15 protein-coding genes are annotated in these 20481 nt (G+C 41.9%); 8 read left to right on the top strand and 7 right to left on the bottom strand.

Annotated features, from left to right (window positions below; genetic code table 11):
• Positions 1-686: 686 nt before the first annotated feature.
• From BUB91_RS10540 to BUB91_RS10530, 3 genes are read right to left on the bottom strand one after another with little or no spacing between them, the layout of a single operon-like run.
• Positions 687-2126: a SusD/RagB family nutrient-binding outer membrane lipoprotein gene (locus tag BUB91_RS10540; RefSeq protein ID WP_073099233.1), complete on the bottom strand. Its 1440-nt coding sequence runs from the start codon at positions 2124-2126 to the stop codon at positions 687-689.
• 19 nt (positions 2127-2145) lie between these two features.
• Entirely contained in the window at positions 2146-5259 is a 3114-nt protein-coding gene (locus tag BUB91_RS10535; RefSeq protein WP_073099204.1) for a SusC/RagA family TonB-linked outer membrane protein, read from the bottom strand.
• Positions 5260-5297: 38 nt separating this feature from the next.
• Positions 5298-6554, bottom strand: a complete 1257-nt coding sequence (locus BUB91_RS10530) for an alkaline phosphatase family protein (protein ID WP_073099203.1) — start codon at positions 6552-6554, stop codon at positions 5298-5300.
• A 157-nt stretch (positions 6555-6711) separates the two neighbouring features.
• On the opposite strand from BUB91_RS10530, the gene BUB91_RS10525 reads away from it, so the two are divergent.
• Positions 6712-7314, top strand: a complete 603-nt coding sequence (locus BUB91_RS10525) for a TetR family transcriptional regulator (protein ID WP_073099202.1) — start codon at positions 6712-6714, stop codon at positions 7312-7314.
• Here the strand turns inward: BUB91_RS10525 and BUB91_RS10520 are convergent.
• Both BUB91_RS10520 and BUB91_RS10515 read right to left on the bottom strand, forming a co-directional pair.
• Positions 7288-7554, bottom strand: a complete 267-nt coding sequence (locus BUB91_RS10520; protein ID WP_073099201.1) for a CBU_0592 family membrane protein — start codon at positions 7552-7554, stop codon at positions 7288-7290. The two genes, BUB91_RS10525 and BUB91_RS10520, sit on opposite strands and share 27 nt — an antisense overlap.
• A gap of 242 nt (positions 7555-7796) precedes the next feature.
• Complete coding sequence (locus tag BUB91_RS10515) at positions 7797-8174, bottom strand: Fur family transcriptional regulator (protein ID WP_175551008.1); 378 nt, start codon at positions 8172-8174, stop codon at positions 7797-7799.
• Between the two features lie 931 nt (positions 8175-9105).
• On the opposite strand from BUB91_RS10515, the gene BUB91_RS10505 reads away from it, so the two are divergent.
• From BUB91_RS10505 to BUB91_RS10495, 3 genes are all read left to right on the top strand, one after another.
• On the top strand, positions 9106-11427 hold the full coding sequence (locus BUB91_RS10505) for a TonB-dependent receptor (RefSeq protein ID WP_241652595.1): 2322 nt from the start codon (positions 9106-9108) through the stop codon (positions 11425-11427).
• Positions 11428-11463: 36 nt separating this feature from the next.
• Positions 11464-12240: a DUF4625 domain-containing protein gene (locus BUB91_RS10500; protein WP_073099198.1), complete on the top strand. Its 777-nt coding sequence runs from the start codon at positions 11464-11466 to the stop codon at positions 12238-12240.
• A 61-nt stretch (positions 12241-12301) separates the two neighbouring features.
• Positions 12302-12778, top strand: coding sequence for a DUF4625 domain-containing protein (locus BUB91_RS10495; protein ID WP_073099197.1), 477 nt, complete (start codon positions 12302-12304; stop codon positions 12776-12778).
• Positions 12779-14227: 1449 nt separating this feature from the next.
• Here the strand turns inward: BUB91_RS10495 and BUB91_RS10490 are convergent.
• On the bottom strand, positions 14228-15661 hold the full coding sequence (locus BUB91_RS10490; RefSeq protein ID WP_073099196.1) for an FAD-dependent oxidoreductase: 1434 nt from the start codon (positions 15659-15661) through the stop codon (positions 14228-14230).
• Between the two features lie 520 nt (positions 15662-16181).
• Here BUB91_RS10490 and BUB91_RS10485 point away from each other — a divergent pair.
• From BUB91_RS10485 to BUB91_RS10475, 3 genes are read left to right on the top strand one after another with little or no spacing between them, the layout of a single operon-like run.
• Entirely contained in the window at positions 16182-17024 is an 843-nt protein-coding gene (locus BUB91_RS10485) for an alpha/beta fold hydrolase (protein ID WP_073099195.1), read from the top strand.
• A 3-nt stretch (positions 17025-17027) separates the two neighbouring features.
• Complete coding sequence (locus BUB91_RS10480; RefSeq protein WP_073099194.1) at positions 17028-17525, top strand: RNA polymerase sigma factor; 498 nt, start codon at positions 17028-17030, stop codon at positions 17523-17525.
• On the top strand, positions 17515-18063 hold the full coding sequence (locus BUB91_RS10475; protein WP_073099193.1) for a hypothetical protein: 549 nt from the start codon (positions 17515-17517) through the stop codon (positions 18061-18063). The genes BUB91_RS10480 and BUB91_RS10475 overlap by 11 nt, the downstream gene beginning before the upstream one ends.
• Before the next feature lie 490 nt (positions 18064-18553).
• Here BUB91_RS10475 and BUB91_RS10470 read toward each other — a convergent pair whose 3' ends face one another.
• Complete coding sequence (locus tag BUB91_RS10470) at positions 18554-19786, bottom strand: hypothetical protein (RefSeq protein WP_073099192.1); 1233 nt, start codon at positions 19784-19786, stop codon at positions 18554-18556.
• A gap of 176 nt (positions 19787-19962) precedes the next feature.
• Here BUB91_RS10470 and BUB91_RS10465 point away from each other — a divergent pair, with 176 nt between their 5' ends.
• Entirely contained in the window at positions 19963-20469 is a 507-nt protein-coding gene (locus BUB91_RS10465; RefSeq protein WP_128759343.1) for a hypothetical protein, read from the top strand.
• Positions 20470-20481: the final 12 nt, after the last annotated feature.

The raw sequence follows: 20481 nt of genomic DNA, 5'->3' as shown, positions 1-20481 counted from the left end.
TGGGAAGCTCAACAAATAAATAACAGCGAGCTAAAAATTGAAAATACAACTTCTATTCATGTTCCTGTTCATTTTTTCCATCGATGAAAAAACGAACCAAAAAAATCTAGGCTTATTTTTACATCCTTGAAAACTACGCAAACCCCTTATCCTGCGGATGGCAAACCGCTGCGCCTGTGCATTCCTCTCGTTCCACTCGTCGGATGCAGGCTCCACTGCCCCAACTGCGGTATTTGCTTGTTTTACTACGGATCTAAAAAGTAGGCCGTTTTACCATTCTATTAAAAATTATTCATACCCGAAGGGTTAAACGAACTACAATCACTCGGTTCAGAATAGCTTTAGGAAGCTTCGAAGGACAGGAGCGGTAGCGACTTGAAACGGCAATAGCATAAATGAATAGCTTTTTTACGATTAGATAGGCTTTTGTTCATTTTTTTTATCTCAGGAGTTTATTGTTTTTTAAGGACTTCTCGATAGGCATGAGTCCCAGCTAAGGCTGGTCTTCATCCACTTGAAGTGACAGGCGTTTACACAAATTTTAAACTCAAAAAGAAAAAGACCGTTTTACAAATTCGGAATGCAGAATAAACATCCCACCAAACCTTTCTTCTAAGGGAGGCTTCTCCAAAAAAAAAGCTGTACCACAAGGAGCACAGCTTTTAACCAAATTAAGCACACAACTATTAATCAAGAAGCCACATTACTGCATTTATAGTATCTCCTTCTGGAAATTGACGGGTAATCGCTGTATTAAGATTTTCGGTATTGTTAATACTTTCGCTTTGCGGATACATAAAACGCTTAGGGATTTTTCCATTGTTTAGAATACCGCCACCATCTACATTAAACTCGGGGATACCAGTTCTGCGCTGGTCGTAGAAACTTTGCCATCCGGTATTTAAAAACAAAGCAATGTGTTTTTGAGTCAGAATTGAAGCAATATCAGATGCGTCTTCTAACTGAACGGATTCGCTCGTTAAGTAGCTCTCAGTATCTGTGATGCCATAAAAGTTCATCGACGCTTCAATACCCAAGTTGTAATGAGATTCTGTGTCTGCATCAATCCATCCGCGTGCCGCTGCTTCTGCCAGGGTAAATTGCAACTCTGCATATCCCATTAATAAGGAAGGTTCATTTATAGGGTCGTTATAGTAACGCGGTTTTATACGAGATGCTTCTCCACTTACTGCTTTGGCAGCATTATCACTTAAAGACGCACTTCCATACAGACCACCATAAGCATTAAAGTCGTCTTGCGGAGCATTAGCGGCATTCGGTTTTTTATCAGCAAAACTAAACAGTCTAGGGTCTTCTAAATTTTGCAAACGCTCTACAAAAGTTTGTTCCAAATAATAGGCAGTTTGTAAGTTGTTATTATTAAACAACGGGTAGCGGTTGTTTTGAATATCTACATAAGCCAATTTACCGCTATCCTCATTAGACTCAAATATTGGAAACTGATTCGGGTTATTTACAATCTCGTTGAACCGATCTATAATTGCTATAGAACCAGAACCGGTTTTATTGGATAAACTCATTAAAACACGAAGACTATAGCTGTTGATGAGTTTTTGCCATTTACGTTTATCACCCTTGTAAATGATGTCTCCCCGAATGGATTCTTCGTTTTGAGCCAGTTCTAAAGAAGCGGTTCTTAACGAGTCTAAAACGGATTTATAGATCAATTCTTGCGTATCATAAGCAGGCATATAAACACCAGTTTCTGCCTGTACAGCTTCTGTAAATGGAATGTCTCCAAAAACACGAGTTAATTCAACCGTAAAGTAGGCATTAAAGAATTTGGCTAAAATTTGATAGACCTGACTATCTGTATTACGCGCTTCTTCTACCATTTTTTGAACCTGTTTGAGGTCGTCAAACTGATCAAAACCAGCACGCTGCCAATTGTAATATTGATATGCATTGGTTCCGTCAGTAAAGGTGAGTTGTCTGCTTGCTAATGCGGCGCTGGTACTTACATTATTGAAAGCAGCTTGTTCTATAGTGGTAAGCAGCAAGTCTGGACTTACCTGCGTTGCACGGTTGGGGTCATCTTGTAAATCTTCAACTTTAGAGCAACCGGCTAATAGCGTCAAAGAAAGAATAAGTATATATTTTTTCATCTTGGTAAACTTTTTAAAATTAGAATTTAGCATTGATGTTGAAACCAATATTACGGGTAGAAGGAGCGTGAAGATTATCTACTCCAGAGTCTGGATCTACATTAGGAATCTTAGAAGCCAACCCTAAATTACGTCCAACCAGAGATACGTCTAAGGCTTTAAACGGAGTATGTTTTAATACGTTGTCTGTAAACTGATAGGTCAGCGTAAGTTCCCGTAACTTGATGAAGGTCTCCTTGTAATAATGATAATTGCTGTTTTGATTATTACTGGTAGTTTGCATAAAACTGATGTAGTTTACCGGAACATCATTAGGAGCGTAGGTGCGCGTATCTTCGACAATAGCACCGTTTACATCATAGCTCACCGTACCACCGGTTACCACAACACCCTCACCTATATAGGTGTTTTCACCATTATTCGCATCGTCTCTAAACTGATTCACGGTTCCTTTCGAAGTACCGCCCCACCACATTTTCTGGTTAGTAGTCGAATACATCAATCCGCCCAGGCGACCATCAAATAGAAACGAGAGTGTAATGTTCTTGTATTTTAACTGATTTGAAATTCCGTAGGTTAAATCGGGTTCGTCATAGCCTATAAAGCGATCGTAAGGATCATTTACCGGGAGCCCGTTTTCAAAAATAACTGCTCCGTCAGCGTTTGTCTGGTAAATACCGGTATAGATTTTATCGGTGCGGTCACCTACCCGAAGAAAGCCTTCCGTTTGCTCACGATCCCCATAAATAGCTTTTTGATACCTGCGGTAGTGACTTAGGTTTACTTGAGTATTCCAGCTGAAGTTATTTGTTTTGATGGGGGTAGCATCTAGCGTAAGCTCAACTCCCTTTCGTTCAAATTCATTTCCATTTAAAAGAATACTGCTGTATCCGGAAGCATCAGAAATAGGGCTGTAAATGAGTTTGTTGTAATCTCTTGCCTGATAATAGGCCAGATCAAATCCTAAGCGATTATTGAGTACTCTAAAATTAGCCCCAACTTCCCAAGTGTCAGAAGTTTCCGGTTCTAGATTAGCGGCTAACAGGTTGTCTCCAAAGTAGGTAGCCGGAGTTCCGTCCCAGGTGGTTCCTTTTTCATAGGCTAAAATATGATTGTAAGGATCGTTATCTATTTTATCATTAGGAACTTTTATTTTACCTTCAGAGACCCGTGACCAGGAACCCCGTAGTTTAGCAAAGCTTACCCAGTCTGGCATATCAAACAAACTGCTCAATACCACAGATGCCGAAGCAGAAGGGTAGAAGAAGGAGTTGTTGCCATCAGGAAGTGTAGAAACCTTGTCATTACGCCCGGTGAGCGACAGGTAAAAAGCATTGTAGAATTCTAAGTCTACAAAACCGTAAAAACTATTGATGGTTTCTTTCTCTTCACGGTTTGTTCCCAAAAGGGTAGCCCCGGCATTATTTGCCAAATTGTAAAAGCCCGGAAGATTTAACCCATCTGTAGCCTGGGTCGTATTTTTAGAATTGCGGTAGTAGTTTACGTAAGCACCTTCCGCAGTAATCCCGAAATTGTCAGTGATTTTCTTTTCGAAATGCAGCGCAAGATCTGAGGTAATATCAAAGTAATTGGTTTGGGCAATAGAGAAGTTTCCTCGGGATTTTGCGCCGTAGCCTATATAACTCTTCGGTTCTTTGTAATCCCGGTATAAGCTGTATTCATTAATCCCGGTACGCCCTCTCAGGCTTAACTCGTCAGTAACCTCGTAGTTAAACGAAGCATTCCCGTACACATTGGTTTTGTTGTAGCCTCGTTTGTATTCATAGGCCTGAAAATACGGATTGTTGTAATACGAAATATTGAAGTGGCGCTGTTGTATGCCTTCTTGTCCTTCTCTCCAATAGTTTTTAAGGTCCCGAACGTCAACATCAGTACCCGTCCATAAAATAAGGTTGTATAGGTAATTTGTAGGACCATACCCTACTTCAGGGAAATTACTGGTAAACTGTTTGTTGTAGGTGAGGGTTCCATTTATCGTAAGCTTGTCAGATGGTCTAATGGTTCCTGCTAGATTGAATGATGTATTTTTTAAATCGGTGTTTGGTACAATTCCTTTTTGATAATTGTTAGAAAGTGACATCCGCACATCTGCTTTGTCATTTCCCCATCCTACACTTACGTTATTAGACTGAATGATTCCGGTATCAAAAAAGTTTTTGATGTTGTCTTTTCCACGAGACGTATAGGCTATAGGAATTAACTCCCCGGTGTCGGGATCAATTGGACTGTTGTATTGGGTGGTTTCAAAAAATCCGCTGGGAGTAGTAGGGTCAGCTTGATCTAAGCGGGGTCCCCAGATCCATCCGCCACCTTCCGTACCCGAACCGCTACCGTCTACATAAGCATAAACTCCACGATTACCGTTACCATAAGTGGTCTGTACATCAGGTACCCGAATGAAGTCGGTTTGAAACTGCGTCGAGTTGTTAAAGGTTACGCTAAGTTTTCCTTTCTTTCCCCGTTTTGTGGTAATCATTATAGCCCCGTTACGCCCTACAGAACCATACAGTGCAGATGCAGTAGCCCCTTTTAGCACACTAAGACTTTCAATATCGTCTGAATTCACTTTCCAAATATCCAGGGTACGATCTGGGATACCGTCTATCACCAGAAGTGGGGTAGCTCCCCTCAATTGAATAGCAGGATTTTGAAACAGGTCTGTAGAGTTCTTAATATTCAATCCGGCTACACGTCCTGAAAGTTGGTTTATAAAGTTGGGCTCTTTTGCTTTTTCAAGATTTTCACCCGCTACTTCCTGTACGGCATAACCTAAAGCTTTTACTTCTTTTTTTATACCTAAAGCAGTTACAACCACGGCATCTAGGGCTTGCGCATCTTCAGCCATGATCACTTCAAGATTAGTCTGATTGCTGACGGTGATGTTTTGTTTAGTAAAACCCACATAAGAAAATTGCAGGATCTCACCCTTAGTAGCTTCAATCGTAAAGTTACCGTCAAAATCAGTCACTGTTCCTCTAGAGGTATTAGGAATCATAACCGTAACACCGCCCAGAGGCACGTTGTTGGGGTCTTTTACAGTTCCGCTTACTTCTTGCTGCGCAAAGCCTGCAAAAGCAAGTAAAAGAACAAAAAGGTTTAGTAGTTTATTCATATTTAGCTAAGGTTTGATTGTTTTTTTTAATTTTAATGTTATTGGGTAACCCACACATTACGGGTAGTATGCCGGGTTTGAATTAGAATTTTAACCGGAGCCTGATCGGATTTTTCAAGACTAATTTCATAAGATTCAGCTCCTGTAGTTGTGGTACCTAATTTTGAATAGGCATCTGTTCCTCCTGTTTTAAACGCATTGGATTTACTGCCCAAAAGGCTTACTTCGGTATTTGGGTTTGTGAGGTTCTCCCAGGTAATGACCAACGTATCTCCTTTTAGAGTGGCTGTGGGGTTGGTTAGGTCAACAGGATCAATGAGCGATACGCCGTCCCACTCAGCACGTGTGGCATCAGCAACCGGTATGTCTAGGAAACTTGTTAGGGTAGGTAGAATATCTACAATAGCCGGAGTTTCATTTTTGAAGTAGCTATTGGTTGCTTTACTGTTGGTAACAATCCAGGTAGCACGTTCCCGATCAGATTGCCCCCCGTGTCCCTTTCCGTCGTGAGCACTTCTCCCGTGGTCTGTAGTAACCACCATTAACCAGTCTTCGTTATGGTTTTGTTCCCGGTATTTTACGGCATCGTAGATTTTACCAATCAAGCTGTCTTCATACTTAATGGCTTGGGTAAGCTGCGGACTGTCGCCATATCCGTGCCCCATATCGTCAGAGTATTCCAGATATACCCAGGAAAGGTAGGGTGCATTGCTTTTGATATAAGCACTGGCTTCTGTTGCGACTAGCGCATCAATATTTTTGATATAATCCCGCATAGGATCGTGAGGAAAACGGATGGTATCTAGCTCAAACCCGTCAAAAGCATAATCTACCTCAACATGCTGAGTTTGCGGTAATCCCGTCCCTATAAGTTTGGTGCGGTTGTCTAACCAGGTAGAGAAAATAGCTGTACTCTTATTAGGATATACATCTTTAAAGAGTCTAAAAATAGTAGGGTAGTTGTAATTGGGATCTTTAATACTGTTGCCCCATACATTATGTTTATTCGCCCATACTCCAGTAAGTAAACTGTTATAGCCTACAGCAGAAATGGTAGGGGTTTTAGAGTATCCCTCTTTCTCACCGCCTACATAAGCCTCAGTATACCCACCGTCTTGGGCAATAGCATCTAGCTGTGGCGTTTCTGTATTTTTAAGCATATCATTTGCTATACCATCAACGATGATAAAAACAACTTTTTGCTCAGGAGCGGGTTCTGTGGTTAGTTGTTGCGCGGTGAGTTGTAACGAGCAGCTACACATCAGCATGTAGAAAAAGGATGTAGTAAAACGCATAATCTTCTTTTTTTGTTGATCCAAAAGTAGCTGGATTAAAAAATAGATTGACCAATCGTTCAATTAAATAATGTTTACATAAATGTTGCCTTTATGTTATTTGATCAAAGGAGCTTTTGTAGTTTTCTGAAAAGGCTATTTTTGACAAATTTTAAGAATGGGTAGAAAGAATATTGGTGACCAAAGGCGTAGCGAAATCATTATTTCATTTTATGAAGTTTCCAGGAGCTTAGGCTTGGAAAATGCCTCTATTGCTAAGCTTGCACAGCATATGGGTATTAGTAAAGGTCTGGTTTTGCATTATTTTAAAAATCGGGAAGAGCTCTTGCTGGGGCTTAATGAATATATTCTGGAACAACACCTGCGTGTGATGGTTTCTGAAGATATCGGTAAGATGGATTGTAAAGAACATGTTATTCATTTTATTGAAAACCTTTTTACCCGAGCCTGGAATACTTATTTTGATGATGGGGTTTTCTACAGTTGCTATGCTTTGGTTTACCGCGTTCCGGAGTTTAAAGAAAGTTTTAAGGCCTACCTCATTCAGCTGCACGAGGTGTTGTATAAGAAGTTAGAAGAAGCAGTTGCTTTTGATGTGATTGTGGCAACTGATTTAAAGGAATTAACCGAAGTGATTTTTGCCTTAATCGATGGGGCTTATTATTATCTAGGGATGTATAACGAGCATGATTTGATATACAAAAAGCAGGTAGCTATCTATGTGAAATACAGTTTAAGGCTGCTTGACTTTAGAAGTTGATGCTGTTTCTTTAACTGAATTGATGCGCTTGTAAACTGCTATTAGCGCAAGAATTCCCCAGATGCCATTCACAACTATATTTGGGTAATCATCCAGGTAAAACGCATTGATAACTAAGCATATCGCTCCAAGACCATTGAGTACGTGGTACCATTTAGTTTTAGCAGAAATATATTCCAGACTTAAAAGCAAATAGGCTACGATAAATATAACGGCACCTAGCCATCCTATATAGGCCATAATGAGAATAGTTTAAAAATCAAATATAAAGACAGCCAGACAACTGATGCAGATACGCGGTGATTCATAACCTTAATTTAGCTTTGTAAGGTTGCTGGCACCTATTTATTAAATGCTGTAATGTGAACTAAAAACCACTTAGACTTTGATTTCTCGACATTTCTCAACAGCATCGTTAGGGATAATATTTCGTTTTTATTTAAAAGCTATTCCAATAGACACTATAGGTGTATACGAGCGAACTAGTTCCCTTTACATTCCGGGCAAATGCCCGATACCAAAAAGTTTACGGTATTGACTTCGTAATTAGCAGGTAACTTAAAGCTGGGTTCTACAGCCTCTATACAGGTCACCGTGTTGCAACACTCACAGTTAAAGTGTACATGATTGTGTTTGTGATTGGTAGCGCAACTCTGGCAATTCGCATACTTGATAACGCCATCAATATTGGTGATTTTATGTGCGAGATGCTCGTCTACCAAGCGGTCTAAAACCCGGTAAATCGTCACCCTGTTGCAGAGTCCCTCCGGTAACTTTGCCTGAACATCACTTTGAGATAACGCCACATCAGTTGTGTTGATGATTTCCAGAATGGCATCTCGGGCTACAGTATTTCTCATTTTAAATATTTTAATGCAATAGTGTTGCAGTTGCAAAAATAAACATTATGTTTGCAACAATGTTGCGATAGGGTTTTATTTAAAACCTGATACAAAGTTAAGCAACCTAACATTAGTAGCGTTATACGTGTATATAATCTACTTTTTGAGGTAAGCTATCTGATTACTACGCAACAAAATATCGGGTTCTATTCTGTATGATAAAACGGCAAAAACATCGTATTTCATTCCTACTCCTCACACTTTTTCTCGTGATGAAGTTAGGCAGCTTGCACCTTCTGGTGCACGATGATGATCTGCAGCAACAAGAGGATTGCCCAATCTGTCAGGTGGTCCTAAACCAGACTGCTATTCCAGTTTTTTTAGAAGGTGAGCAACCTGTGGTTGTAACTCCCTTTTTTCCTAGTGTTCTTCAGCAGGAGGCTGCTACCTATACCTGCTGTACTTTTCAAGATCGGCTTTTAACGCGCCATCTCTATGGCAGGCCGCCCCCACCACACACATACGTATAAAGTCTCTTGTTTTAGGTGTATGCATATGCCTTGCGCTATGTATTGGGTTAGTAGTTTTTCCATAATACATTTAGTTTAGATTAGTATGCGCGCAGCATGGTGTTGCTGCACCTAATTCTAGAGCTTATTTACTACGTACTTCAACCACGTACTGTTCGCATTTGGTCGTAATCCAGTTTGTTTGATCCCCGCTTAGCGCGGGATAGAAACAAGGTGTATTCGATAAGGAGATTTAAATGCCACGAGGCTTATCTTATGCCTTACCGGTTTACTCCCAAGATCGTTTACTCGATTGCCCCTTTAGCGTATACAGTACCCGCTCCTAATTTCAGTCACGCCTTAAAACTTTTTGAGGTTGTGTATTCATTTTTCAGATTACTACGCACATGAGTATCCGATTGTTGATAGGCCTAAGTCTTATGCTTGGCACCAAGGTGTACGCCCAGCATACACAACATATTAAAGGTAACGTTATTGATGCGAGCACGTTACGCCCATTAGCGGGGGTTACGCTTGTAGGGCATAACGCCTATGCCGTTTCTGATGAAACCGGTGCCTTTGTGCTAAAGACCGTTGGCGATTCAGCTGTTTTCAAGGTATCCCATCTGGGTTATGAGACCCTTGAATTTAAACCGCATGCAACTACAGCATCACCGGTACTTTTAAAACTGAAATCTTCAAGTACTGCTTTAGCGACTGTTTCTGTTTCGGGTAAAACCCAAGAGCGCATGCACAGCGAAAACGCTACAGTGAGTATCGCTGTAGATGAGGAATTTTTAGATGCCAACCGAGAGAATAGCCTGATGCAAACCCTAAACAAGATTCCCGGAGTTAGCACGATGAATATTGGTTCGGGACAATCTAAGCCTAGCATTCGCGGCTTGGGCTTTAATCGGGTAAGCGTGGTGCAAAATGGAGTAAAGCACCAAGCCCAACAATGGGGGAGTGATCACGGTCTGGAAATAGATCAATATGGAATCGAAGAAATACGCATCATCAAAGGTCCTGCTTCTTTACTGTACGGTTCTGATGCTATAGCCGGAGTAGTAGCGATTCAGCCTGCCAAAATCCCGGAACGGAACAGTTTTAACGGATCGGTAAACCTGCTTACCGAAACCAATACTGATCTGTATGCGGTGTCTGCCGGAATGCAAAGCAGAGGACAAAATTGGTTTTACCGGGGACGCTTGACCTATCGGGATTATGCCGATTTTAAAGTACCCACAGATCAAATCAACTATGAGAATTACATCTTCAACCTGCATAACCAAGATTTGCGCAACACTGCGGGGAAAGAAGCGGATGCAAGTTTGAGTCTGGGTTATGTCTCTCCAACCTTCAGGACGGAAACCTTCTTCAGTACGGTGTCTGCTAAAAACGGATTTTTTGCCAATGCGCATGGACTCGAAGTGCGCAATTCTTCTATAGCGTATGATGCGTCTAACCGGGATATAGACCTTCCGTTTCACCAAGTGAACCATATCAAGATCATTAACAATTCCACCTTAAATCTGGATGCGCATAGGTTGCATGTTGATTTGGGGTATCAGCATAACCAGCGCGAAGAACATTCAGAACCGGTACCGCATGGGTATATGCCTAAACCATCAGGCAGTCGGGAACGGGTATTTACGAAAAACACCTATTCTTTGAATGTTAAGGATGTGGTGAGCTGGGGAGCGCATACGGTTTCCGCAGGAATCAATACCGAATTTCAAAATAACAACATAGGCGGTTGGGGCTTTTTGATACCGGCCTATGATCGGTTTACTTTGGGAGGCTATGTGTTTGATCATATGGCTTTAACCGAAAATCTGCATCTGCAGGGCGGGTTGCGGTACGATGCAGGCTACTTAGATACACAATCTCATTTTGACTGGTACCGCTCTCCACGTACCAACGCTGACGGATCTACCTCCCAAGTCTACGCGCAGCGTGCTCGGGATCAACAGTTAAACTTTGGGAGTTTTAGCGGTTCGCTAGGGGTGAGTTATATTCATAAGAACACCACTTATAAGCTCAATATAGGAAAGAGTTTTAGAATGCCACTGGCGCACGAACTCGCTTCTGATGGGGTGAATTATCATATGTATCGCTATGAGCGCGGTAACCTCAATCTAGACCCTGAATCTTCGTATGAACTTGATGCTGAGGTGCGTCATGATTCCGGTCGGTATCGGTTTAGCGTGAGTCCGTTTGTGAACCTTTTTGATAACTACATCTATCTCAATCCCACGGCAGCCTATTACGAGAGCCTTCAGATTTATGAATATACGCAGGCAGCGGTATTTCGAGCAGGAGGGGAGCTGACAGCCGGAATAGACCTATTGCCTAATTTAAGTCTGGATGCTTCGGCAGCCTATGTGTATTCGCGGCAGACCAGCGGTCCCAAAGACGGGTTTACCATTCCGTTTTCGCCACCCTTCAGCACCTTGTTTTCCGTAGGCTATGGGATAAAAGACTTCAGCCTATTTAGCGAAACGCGGTTTACCGGAGACGTGCGCATAACCGCCCGCCAAACCGATATTGTTCCGCCGGAGTCTGTCACAGCAGGTTATGAAGTGCTCAACCTTTCTGTAATGAGTAAGCTTCAGGTAGTATCAGGAAAACCCTGGGCACTGCGCCTTAAACTCAATAACGTATTCCATACCCCATACTTTGACCATACCAGTTTCTACCGACTTATAGAAGTCCCTGAACCCGGGAGAAACTTTTCGGTATCGGTCACTATACCTTTTTAATCACTAATTCATTCAATAACTCTAAAATTCAATTTTATGAAACTAAACATTAAATCTTTAAGTCTTTTTGTACTGGCAGCCGCAAGTTTGGCCTCGTGTAGTAGTGATGACGATGCCGCTCTAGTAGCAGGAGCACCGGAAATCACAGACCTGGAATATGGTAAAGGAAGTTCGCATGGGGAGGGTCAGGTAGCCTACAAAGGCGCTGATATTCATATGGAAGCAGCTATCTATGCCGAAGCGGGGGTAAGCAGTATCGAGGTAGCTATTCATGGGCACGATCTGGAACTCGCGGAAGGCGAAGAAGCGTGGGATTTTGAAAAAACATTTACAGACGAAAAATACCAGGTAATCAATCCTACATTTCACGAGCATATCGATATTCCTGAAAACATTCCTTCCGGAGCATACCATTTGACCTTAACGGTTACCGATGCTAACGGAAACAGTACCGAGGTAGAAGGACATCTGGATATTTTATCACCCGTACAGGTCAGTGATCTTTCTATAGCTGAAAGCGTTGCGCGGGGAGATGACTTTCACGCAGAATTCATGATTGAAGCTGTTAACGGAGTACATCAAGTGAATGTGAATATTCACGCACACGGTTTGCCGGTAAACGAAGGCGATGTGGAATGGGCTTTTGATCGGAATTTTGAAGCGGGCTATCACGAGGAAACTGCTGTGGAATTTCATGAGCATATCGATGTGCCGGCAACAGCACCTGTAGGGTCTTATCATATGGTGATTACCATCGAGGATGAAGAAGGCCATACAGAAGTTATTGATACACATCTGGACGTAACTGCTTAACTTTTAATCACAAGCCTGTGTCTGTTCCCTAGCAGCCACGGGCTTTTTAAAATCGAATACGATGAGAATACTCAAACTGTGTCTTGTGTTTATTGGTCTGATTTTATGTGCTGCGTGTAGTAGCGATTCAGATTCCCTAAAAGACGAAGAAAAACCCACAATACGTGTCGCCTATGAAGGCGGATTTCCGCAAGGGTGCGAAGTACTTAAACGCGGGGAGACTTATACCTTTAAAGCGCAAGTAACCGATAACGAAGCTTTGGCTGCTTATAGTCTGGAACTGCATCATAATTTTGATCACCACACCCACGATGATCAGAGCGAAACATGTGAATTGAGTCCGGTGAAAGAAGCGGTGAACCCGTTTATTTATCGAGAAAACTTTAAACTGGATGACCGTCCCAAGACTTATGAAATCAGTATCCAAGTTTCTATTCCTGATGCTATAGATACCGGAGATTACCATTGCGGGTTTTCGGTCACCGATGCAACCGGATGGCAGCGCAGGACTTCTGTTGATATCAAGATTGTGGAGTAATAAGGTTGTTCTTTTTTTGTTTTAAAGCCTCCCTTTTTTCTAAACTTCTTACAGCTATTCTGAATTGAGGGAATTGATAATTCGTTTAACCCTTTGGTTATGAAAACTTTTTAATAGAATGGTAAAACGGCCTACTTTTTAGATCTGTAGTAAAACAAGCAAATACCGCAGTTGGGCTAGTGGAGGATGGCTTAGCGCAGCGGTTTACCATCCGCAGGATAAGGGGTTTGCGTAGTTTTCAAGGATGTAAAAATAAGCCTTGATTTTTTGTTTCTTTTGTATCAAGACAAAAGAAAGGGAACATGAATAGAAGTTATAGGTTCTATATCATGTTCTGTTCATTTTCTTTAGCTCGCGTGATTTTTATTTTACGGGAGCTCGTGAATCTCCTAACGTCGATTTGTCTCAAGAGACTCCTACGTCGTTTTAAGACTAAAGGTTCTCTTGGAAGAGTGCATTCCTCTCCCTGCGGTCGTCGGATGCAGAAAAGAAAAGAGCCCCTCGCTTAGGAATTTTTTGCCTTGTGGGCAAAAACCGTCTTGTCAGCTCCGCGTCGCTACCGCTCCTGTCCTTCGGAGCTGCCTGCGCCTATTCTGAACCGAGGGAGGGGCATCCACTTAACCCTTTGGGTATGGGTATTGTAGTGTTTTAAATTGAGTAAGAATCAAGCTCCCTTTTCCTTAGGAGAAGGGTTGGGGATGAGGATAATTTTTAACGGGATACCCTTGCTATACTGACCAAAAGGAAACTAAACCCTTCGGGTATGAATACTTTTTAATAGAATGGTAAAACGGCCTATTTTTTAGATCTGTAGTAAAACAAGCAAATGCCGCAGCGGGGGCAGTGGAGGATAGCTTAGCGTAGCGGTTTGCTATCCGCAGGATAAGGGGTTTGTGTAGTTTTCAAGGATGTAAAAATAAGCCTTGATCTTTTGGTTCTTTTGTATCAAGACAAAAGAACAGGAAGATGAATAGAATTTATCTCTACTAATGATGTATTGATTGATCTCTTATCAGAGATTTGAGTAGTACTTAATTCTAATCATGTTTTGTTCATTTTCTTTGCTTCTCCAAAGAAAACGAACCAAAAGAAAAGAGCCCCTCGCTTAGGAATTTTTTGCCTTGTGGGCAAAAACCGTCTTGTCAGCTCCGCGTCGCTAATCAGGTTTTACTAAGAGTAATTCTTACTTTAAGTAAAGTAGTCCATTTTAAAGCCTACGCGCCACCTGGCTCATTCGCTAAAAAGGTCTACCAGACCTTTTCTTAACGCTCTGCCCTCACGCCTATTCTGAACCGAGGGATTTTGATTCATTAAACCCTTCGGGTATGGGTATTGTAGTGTTTTAAATTGAGTAAGAATCAAGCTCCCTTCTCCTAAGGGAGAAGGGTTGGGGATGAGGAGTTTTAGCATCAAGACAAAAGAACAGGAAGATGAATAGAAGTTAAACAACTACTGTACTCCACCCCCTCTGGGTCCATCGCGTTCCTGAAGTACTTTTTCGGAATGCAGTACGGCAGCGGCTTTTGCGGAAGCGGTAACTTTTAACGCGCTGCGTTGCAGCATTTCGGTTTCAAACTTGGAGAGGATCTTTTTTCGTAAGTTGATTTCTTTAAAGCTTTTAGAAAGATTGCAGCCTTTGGTAATGCGTTTGGCCAGCGCCAGGGCATCCAGCAAGGCCTGGTTCGCACCCTGACCTTTAAACGGACTCATAGGATGTGCGGCATCTCCTAAAAGGGTACAATTCCCCCAGTTTGTTGTCATTTCCGGAGTGAGTAGTTCCCGGTCATATACCGGGTAGCCCGAAATAAACGCCGGGTCTGTTTCGCTGATGACCTCAGGGATTGGTTCGTGCCAAGGGGTTCTGCGCTGCACTTCTTTTTTGAGTGGCTCGGGGCCCTGAGCACTTAAGCTTTTAGCCTCGTCTTCAGCTATAGGAAAACTAAACTGCCACATCACACGATCCCGATCATACGGCATCATATACATACGCGCCGTACCGTCTGCAGTTTGAAACACCGTCGCAGAATCCAGTAACGGGTTTTTCAGATGATTGAGATTTTGCAAGTCGCAAATCCCCAAAATCACGATACAGTCTAAATACCGTAACGGGGTTAGCTGTGGTTTTAGCAGCATCGTGCGCAGCGTACTGCGTATGCCGTCTGCTCCAACGACCAGATGAGCGCTAGCTGATTTTACGTTCCCTGCTGCTTGAAAATCAAGCTGAATAGCCCCATCCCCGGTTTGTTTAATTTCCAGCAATTGATGTCCCCACTGTATCTGATGGGCATCACCCAGTTGGTCTAACAACGCCCTACGCAACGCCTGACGGGCAATGTGGATGTTGGTTTTTTTAGAGGTCGTGTGGGTACCTGTATCCCATTTGCGCATGCCCCATTCTCCAATTACAGTACCGTCTGGTTGGTGTGCGATGTGGCGGGTGGAGACCACTCCGTCTTGAAGCTCATGAATACCAAATCCTTTAAGCGCCGTATGCGCCTGTTGTAAGGTGAGTCCGTATCCCTGTGAACGGGAATCAAAATGCAGGTCCCGTTCATAAACTGTAAACGGAATCCCCCGATGTAAACATGCCACAGCTAAAGCCATTCCGCCTATTCCAGCACCTATAATCGCTACATGCGGATAGGTATCGGAATCCGGTACCGGTGGCTGTTCAGCAGGGATCAACCCGGAAGCCAGACAGGTGGAGCAGGGTTGTAGATGCGCTTTAGGTTTAGCGGGAGCAGGACCTTGGGCACCGGAACGGGTATACGCATCCAGCGCCTTTTGATACCGCAGTCGAGCTTTTTTAGAGAGGCCTCGATTTACGCGACCTTGACCGTTACAATCGGGACACGGGGTATAGCTTGTTTTTGAGGTATTCACTTCGGTTTATCAGTTACTTCAATTTTAAAAGTAACTGCAAAGATGTTTAAAGAAAATGGGTTTCGCTAGTTTTTAAGGAGAATCTGAGGAATACATAAGAAATCAGTTTGCAGTCTCAGTAGGCAGTAGGCAGTTGTCAGTTAGCAAGCTGAAAGTTACAGGTTACAGGTAAGAGGTGAGATTTGAGTTGGCAGTTTTTTGGATTTGAAATTTATAATTTAAGAACAAAGAACAAAGAACAAAGAACAAAGAATTTGTGTAGCAGTCTCCGTTGGTAGTTGCAGTTTACAGGTATTTCAATTCAGGGTTCCCTAATTAAAATTCGTAATAACCCCTTACACAGAATTTAGCATTTTAAATTATCGAAGCCAGAGCGATTTAGTCTCCTATTCAATGGGTTCAAGGTCTAGAAGTGTTAAACCCATTCCCCATTAGCAAGCAAAATTTAAGCGTATTCCATTTAATCAAGTAACATTTTTTAAGCGCCGCATCTAAAGGGCAAATTTTAAAATCTGTTATTATGAAGCATGTACTTTTAGTTTGTGGTCTGTTCTTAGGTCTTTCCATCTCCGCACAAAATACTATAAAGCCTATTGAGGTGGAGGTGTATGGAAAGGGGGATCCTGTTTTACTCATTCCCGGTTTTACGGTACCCGGCTCGGGTTGGAATGAAGTGATTGCCTATCTAGAGCCGCATTTTGAATGCCACGTAGTTACGCTTGCCGGTTTTGGGGGGGTGCCTGCCCTTGAATTCCCCTGGTTGCCTAAAGTAAACGAAGCCCTTCAGGAGTATATTCAGATTAATAACCTGAACAACCTAAGCCTTATTGGTCACAGTCTTGGCGGGACGCTGGCTCTTGATCTTGCTGCCCGTATGCCTGATCTTATTTCGCAATTGATTATTGTAGATGCGCTGCCGGCCACGGGAGCCCTGTACTTTCCCAATTTTGATCCTGATGCTTTAGGATATGACAGCCCCTACAACAACCAGCAACTGGCACTGAATGCTACCGCGTTTGAGGCGATGGCCGCTCAAATGGCTCAGGGGATGAGTCTGAAACCGGAGGCACAGCAACGTATCAAAAACTGGATCGTGGAAGCCGATCGCAAAACCTATGTGTACGGTTATACCGATTATCTTAAATTCGATGTGCGAGAATCGCTGAAGACGATTCGGACCCCGGTTACTATTCTGGCGGCAGATAAGCCTTATGGAGAGGCGGGAGTACGCCAAACCTATACCACCCAGTATGCCAATCTTGCGGACTATGAGTTGGTGATAGCAACAGATGCCGCGCATTTTGTGATGTACGATCAGCCAGAATGGTTTAAAATCCAGCTGCAGCGTCTATTAGACTTTTAAAGAATGAATGCCGATACACCTTTTGATGAACTCTATCATGCCTATGCACCCCGGGTATACCGGCTGTGTATGGGTTATGCCGGCGGGCGCGATGCGATAGCGCGGGAATGGGTACAGGAAACCTTTATCAAAGTCTGGAAGCATCGGCAATCCTTTAAAGGGGATGCCGCGATCGCTACCTGGATCTACCGGATTGCGGTAAACGTGTGCCTGTCCGATTTGCGCAAAAAGCCTAAAACCGAAGGCTTGAACCAGAGCATCCCAGACCAGCCCGAACCCGACCGGGAGCAGGAACAACCCTCGCAGGATACCCGCATTGCAAAACTCTACACCTGTATTGATCAATTAACTGAAAAAAACAAGATGCTGATTCTGCTGGAGCTTGAAGAAGTACCCCAGCAGGAAATCGCCGCGACTACCGGCCTCAAACATGGGGCGGTACGCACCCGGCTTTTGCGTATTCGCAAAGCCCTTTTAAACTGTATGACTTATGGAACATGATGAATTGACTCCACTTTGGAAACTGCAGCAACCGGAATTTGATGCAGATAGTCTTAAAGCACTTATAGGCAAAGCCAAAAAGCAGCGCAGTACCCAATGGGTAGGTATTATCGTCATGAGCTTAACTGTAGTCATCCTGGCCGTATATGCCCTGACTTTTGCTAGGTCTCAATGGAATGCATTTAGTACAGGCCTGAGCCTTATGATAGGCAGTCTGGTTTTTCGGGTGGTTTTAGAAGGGATGACCCGCTACCGAAAAGAGCAGCACTTGATCCGTTTGAGTCCGCAGGATTTTCAAAACTATTTGCACAAGTATTACCGGCAGAGACGGCTTATCCATTTTGCGATTACCCCGCTTTGCTTTGCCGTATACAGCTACGGGTTTTACCTGTTGCTACCTTATTTTAAGACTGCATTTTCTAGCGGCTTTTACCAGTATCTGCTCATTTCGGGATGGATATCTATATTGGCCATTTTAATTCTGGTGATCTATAAGATGCGGGTAGAACTGCGATTTTTAAAGGAAATTCAAAAGTGAGCAGTCTCAGTAGGCAGTTGACAGTCCTTTCAAAGGAGTTGCAGCAACTGAGCAATCTTATATCACTTCGAGTAGACGAAGCGTAGCGGGAGCACAGCTTCGTGGTATCGAGAAGTCTTCATGGTTAGTATGTTTCAAGCTAAGCGGAGTTCTCTCCCGAAAGCTTTCGGGAACAATTTTTTCGAACTCAGGTTCTCAAAAATCACTCGAACTGACAGTTCTCGATACGTTAGCTTTTGGCGGAGACCTCAAGCAAACACGTGAACTGACACTTTTTGATGCGATGCTCTGTGGGGCAGTGGATTTTTATACCGTGACCTTTAGTTACTTGAATTAGTAGTATTCAAAGCATTAAACAAAGAAACCCGCTATGGACCTAGCGGGTTTTTTGGTGTTTAAATTATAAAGACACCGACTGTCTCTTAAAAATGGATCAATTAATTAAGGAAAGGAGAAATGTATTATAGTGGAATACTTTTAATGAAAGTTGTTACCTCGTCGTTATAGGACTAAATATGGTTCCTAGATTTTTAAAGTTTATTGCCTTAGATAAGGTTACAGAGAAGAATGGACGAGGATTTATCAGCGTATTTGTAACTTCTGCCTGCAAGGTGATTCCTGAAGTAGCTTCCGTAATCCAAGCCCTACCTAAAAAATAGACGTCAGATTGATTATGATAATTCCGTTCTAAAACACTGTTTAGTGTTTTATATCTTGGAATGTATTCACTGATATAGCCTGAAGATACTTGTAAACGTACACTCATTTTATTTGTTTGATGTGATAGAAACAGACCGGGGCCAATATTAAACGAGAACTCATTAGAGTATGTGGTGAAGTTGTTAGGCGGCTGTATAATACTCGTGCGAATAGGTCGTGCCATACCAACGGTATCTGTAGGAACACCATCCTTATAAAGAGAATTGACTTGAGTCCTGCGCCATATGAATTCAGTAGATGCTGAAACCATTAATTTGGTATTGCTATTGAAGTTGGTTAGGTTCCATAGAAAACTTGTATGAGCCCCTAAATTATCAGAAACACTAGTGCGTACGAGCGTCGCATTTTCCCTGTAAACCAAGATACTGTCTGCATTGATACGTTCTATACGCTGTTCTCTTCCTGATACTTGTGTGGAATCTGTAGCGGTAAATGTTCTGTTGCCATAAAGACTAAGATACCAGCCTGTTTTTTTAGGCATAGGATCTAAGTAGACATTGGCTGCAAAAAATAGATTATTGGTTTTAATCCCATCTACTAGATCAAAATTGGTACCTATATAAGCTAAATAGGCATATTGAGTATTTACTTTAGAGAACGGTAAAATATGTAAATCTAATTGATCTGTATTTGTTTTTTCTTTTTTGACCGTATCGTTTAAAGTAAGATTTAGGAGTAAGTTACGGGGTCTATCTTGTATAGAATCTTCTTTAAGTTCCAAATAGAAGCTAATTTTTTCTTTATCCTCCAGTGTAGTTAGGTTTGTAGGTTTATATGATAGGATATAGTCAGAGGTATTTAAGGAACTTTTGCTATCAGGATTAAGTTCAAGGATATAATTTTTAGCATCTTGAGTAGGTAATTTTGCCTTTAGAATAGAGAAGGTGTAGATGCCCGTTTTGTCCGTCCGTTGCAAGGTATCTTTATCAACGTTAAAAGACTGTCCTTGTAATTTAAAAGAGACTATACCCAGGCTGATCAAAATAAAAATAATCCTTTTCATAATGTAGGTTTTTGATTGTTAGTTGATTAGTTCTCATAAAGTAAGCTCTTTTAGCTTTTATTAACAATCCCCAATAGCGGGTATTTTTCCCCTTTTTTTAAGGGAATACAGAAATGCGTAAAAACCAAAATATTGAATAGTCTATTTTAGTACTCCAATTGGCTATTATCGATTTTATGAACTTATTATACGTCAAACGATTTTTTAGAGGGGTGTTTAATTCCAAAATAAAATTAATAGAAGTATACGGTATTAATAAGTCATCACAACAGCTATATCGTGTTCACATAAAAGTATACGGAGGTTATCGCATTAAAATAAATGACTATAAGGTTAAATGGCGTGAGGTTTATGTATGTGGACTTTATCAAGATAGTTTTATTAAAATTGATATTAAGGGGCTTTTTAAAAGAACTATTCATTATGAGTCTGTTGATATTACTCCAATGTTTGTAAATGTATCAACATTATGCTTTTTAGATTCCCGCCGCCCTCTATCTGCCAAAATGGAAAGACAAAGTCCATCTCTGCGTATAAAAGATATTAATCTATCAAAGGGTTTACAACTTATACCCTTGCATGAGTTCATACTTCAAAAGAAAAATGATTTAACCCTAAATAAGAATGTAAAGCTTGTTGATAAGCACTATTCACTAATTAACCTCAAAAAGAAAAATGGATAAACCACTAACCTA

It is taken from the genome of Leeuwenhoekiella marinoflava DSM 3653, assembly GCF_900129005.1.
In the GTDB taxonomy this organism is placed as follows: domain Bacteria; phylum Bacteroidota; class Bacteroidia; order Flavobacteriales; family Flavobacteriaceae; genus Leeuwenhoekiella; species Leeuwenhoekiella marinoflava.
Note: the sequence above shows the minus strand (reverse complement) of the source record. Positions and strands in the feature narration are given on the sequence as shown.